We start from the raw sequence: 3,545 nt of genomic DNA, 5'->3' as shown, positions 1-3,545 counted from the left end.
CCGTTGCGCCACCTCGCGCAGCACATCGTAGTCATCCAGGCTGAAGCGGCTCAGCCGCTGCCTCAGGGCCGCCAGCGACCAAGGCCAGGCGGCGAAATTGCGGCCGTTCTGGTCCAGGTAATAGCTCCGGCAGCCACCACTGTTGAACACCGTGGTCTGCAGGTGCCGCTGCACCTTCTCGTTGTGCGCCCTGAGCACATCAGGCCTGATCGTGAGCTTGCTGATGCCGCCGGCCTTGATCTGCCGCAGGCCGTCCACGATGTAGCCCAGCTGCGCCTCGGCGAGGCCGATGAAGGAGTCGTAGACCAGCACGTTCGGCCCCAGCACCAGGAAGGCGTTGGGCACATCTTCCATGGTCGCGCCCAGATACGCCTCCGGCGAGCCGCTCTGCCACAGCGCCGACAACCTGTCGCCATTGGCATTCACCACGCGCCGGCCGATCGGCGGATGCGAGACCTCGAACCCGGTGCCCCAGATGATCACGTCCACTTCGTGTCGTTCGCCGTTGGCCGCGACCACCGTATTGCCCTCGACACCGACCAGCCCGTGCGGAATCAGCGTGGTGTTGTCCGCCTGCAGCGCGGGGTAGTAGTTGTTGGCGAACAGGATGCGCTTGCAGCCCAGGGTGAAGTCCGGGGTCACCGCGCGACGCAGGCCCTCGTCCCGGATCTGCAGCCGCAGCAGCTGCCTGGCGGCGGCGCTGACCGGCTTCAGCACGCCGGGGTTGCGCAGGCCGAAGTTGATCGCGTTCAGCGAACCGGCCACCGCCTGGCGCCAGCCGCGCTGGATCACCGGCAGCCGCTCGATGACCTGCTTGGCCGTATCGCCCAGCGGCAGGTCCGGCTTGGGCAGCACCCACGGCGCCGTGCGCTGGAACACGAGCAGGCTTTTCACCTTGGGCTGGATCTCGGGCACGAACTGGATCGCGGACGCGCCCGTGCCGATCACCGCCACGCGCTTGCCGGTCAGGTCGAGGTCGTGGTTCCAGCGCGCGGAATGGAACATGTCGCCGGTGAAGCCGTCCAGGCCGGGCAACGCCGGGACCTGCGCCTCGGTGATCGGGCCGGTGGCGAAAATGACGGTCCGCGCCAGGTAGCGGCCGCGACTGGTATCCAGCACCCAGACATGGCGCGTGTCATCCCACGCCGCGTTCTCCAGCGCGGTATCGAACTCGATCAGCGGCGTGATGCCGAGCGTGTCGCTGACCTCCTCCAGGTAGCGCAGGATCTCCGGCTGCTTCGCGAACAGGCGGCTCCACTTGCTGCTCGGGAAGAAGGAATAGGAGTAGAGCGCCGACGGCACATCGCAGCCGCAGCCGGGATAGGTGTTCTCGCGCCAGGTGCCGCCCACGCGGGCGGCCTGCTCGATGATCCTGAAGTCATGCAGGCCTGCCTCCCGGAGCTTGATGGCCGCGGCCAGTCCGGAAATGCCCGCCCCCACGATGAAGGTGTCGTGAATCCGCGCCGACGCGGTCGCGGTCGCGGTTTTCTTTTTCGCTGCTGGCACGTGCTGCACCCTTTACTTGAGGAAGCGGTAGGAAAAGCCGAGGAAGCTGGCATAGAGGCTGGGCGAGGCCCGCTTCATCAGCCAGAACAGTTTCGCGTCCACCTGCGGCGTGGTGTAGAGATGCCCCTTGTCCAGCCGGTCCAGGGTCAGCTTCGCCACGTCATCGCTGGTGGTCATGGCGTAGTTCATGAGGGCGTGGTCGGCGAGCCGGGAATAGCGCCCGGGAATGCGCCCGTTCTTGATGATGTTGGTCGGCACCAGCGTCGGGCACAGCACGTTGACGCGAATGTTGTCCTTCTTCAGCTCGGCGAAGAGCGTCTCGGACAGGGCGCGCACGCCCGCCTTGGTCACGTTGTAGGCGCTCATCTCCGGCGCCGCCGTGTACGACGCCGCCGACGCCACGTTGATGATGGCGCCGCGCCCCTGGCGCTTGAAGCCGGGCACGAAGTAGTGACAGCCGTGGATCACGCCCCAGAGGTTGACGTGCATGCACCACTGCCAGTCATCCAGCGACAGTTCGTCGAACTTGCCGCCCAGCCCCACGCCGGCATTGTTGATGACCAGGGTCACCGGGTGCCCGAGCAGCGCTTCCGCCTGTTCGGCCAGCTGCCGGACCGCCCCCGCATCGCCGACATCGCAGGCCACCGCGTAGCCGCGGGCACCGGCCTGCTCGATCAGCGCCACGGTCTCCCGCGCCGCCTCCAGGTTCACGTCCGCGCACACCACGGCGCCATGGCGCCGCGCCAGTTCGAGGGCAAAGCTGCGGCCGATGCCGCTGCCGGCGCCGGTCACCACCGCCTGGGCGTTGTGGCTCGGCCGCGCGGAGCGTCGCTTGAGGAAGTTCATCATGATGTCCAACTTGTCAGGGAGTTGATCGGGAAAAGCGGGAGCGCCACGGGCGGCAGATGCTCAGGCGCGCAGCGGCGGCACGAACTCGCGCACGAAATACGGGGCCAGCAGACCGGTCTCCGGATCCAGCAGGCGCTTCTTGTAGTACTCGAGGTAAGCCGTGGTGTCGTGGTCGTTGGGGTGGAAATCCGGCCGCAGGTAATCGAGCACATGCCTGATGGTGCTGCCGTAGACACCGTCCTTGCTGCCGAAAAGCAGGCCGGCGCTGCGCTTCACGTCGCGCCAGTAGGTCAGGCTGAGCACATTGGACGGCTTGCGGATGACCGGGATCAGCGAGCCGGCGAACGGCACCAGGACAATGATGGTGACGGCCGCGATGATGAATCCCGCGATCCGCAGCGGGTAGCTGCCGGACAGGGTCTGGTAGACATCGTAGGCGATGTCCTTGTGCTCGGACTCCTCCAGCATGTGCCACATCCACAGCGCGCGCTGCTGCTCGTCATCCGACTCGAAGAAATTCTCTTCGTGCTTCATCATGAACTCGGCGAGCACGGCGGTGAAATGCTCGATGCCCGCCATCATCGACAGCTGCATGCGGTCGGGCAGCTGCTTGAAACCGTACTCGAACACCTTGTCGGCCAGGTAGCGGTAGAACGCCACCGGGAAGCGGTGCTGCGCCAGCACCTCGTTCCACTCGTTGTGCACGCGGGAATGCACCGCCTCCTGGCCGATCAGCGAGCTCACGCGCTGCCGCAGCTTCGGGTCGGTCAGGAACTGCTGATGATGGCGGGCGGTGTCGATCACCAGATCCTCGCCGTAGGTCAGGAAGATGGACAGCGCCTCGAAATAGGCCGAGGCCAGCTCTGCCTGCAGATAGAACCTGTCATCCACCCTGCCGGCATCGAAGTTGAACGCCATGTGGCGCACCGGCACGTCCGCCGGGACGTGCTTCGGGGTCATATCGATCACTGCTGCGGTACTCATCGAAGACATCTCCTGTTCCGGCGCCGGTCCGCGGGTGCGGCGTCCGGCATGCACATCACAAACCGTCACATTGCTTGATGTAAGGCTATGTTGAGCATTTGTTCGGAAACAAGTCGGAAATGACCGGGGCCGGATCTGGCCTGAAAAACGGATAAAATCCTTTTAATTACATTCATTTAAAATATACAAGGCACAGAAACTCCCGA

Annotated in this window: 3 protein-coding genes; all 3 read right to left on the bottom strand. The window is 65.1% G+C overall.

Going from position 1 to position 3,545, the window contains the following annotated elements:
* Positions 1-1,515, bottom strand: a 1,515-nt coding sequence (locus C5O18_RS07550; RefSeq protein ID WP_206389788.1) for a flavin-containing monooxygenase, incomplete at its 3' end; no start/stop codon positions are given.
* Positions 1,516-1,518: 3 nt separating this feature from the next.
* Positions 1,519-2,352: an SDR family NAD(P)-dependent oxidoreductase gene (locus C5O18_RS07545; RefSeq protein WP_420884483.1), complete on the bottom strand. Its 834-nt coding sequence runs from the start codon at positions 2,350-2,352 to the stop codon at positions 1,519-1,521.
* A 63-nt stretch (positions 2,353-2,415) separates the two neighbouring features.
* On the bottom strand, positions 2,416-3,348 hold the full coding sequence (locus C5O18_RS07540; protein WP_206389787.1) for a metal-dependent hydrolase: 933 nt from the start codon (positions 3,346-3,348) through the stop codon (positions 2,416-2,418).
* Positions 3,349-3,545 lie beyond the last annotated feature (197 nt).

The organism is Amnimonas aquatica, from assembly GCF_002943415.1.
Lineage (GTDB): Bacteria > Pseudomonadota > Gammaproteobacteria > Pseudomonadales > Moraxellaceae > Perlucidibaca > Perlucidibaca aquatica_A.
Note: the sequence above shows the minus strand (reverse complement) of the source record. Positions and strands in the feature narration are given on the sequence as shown.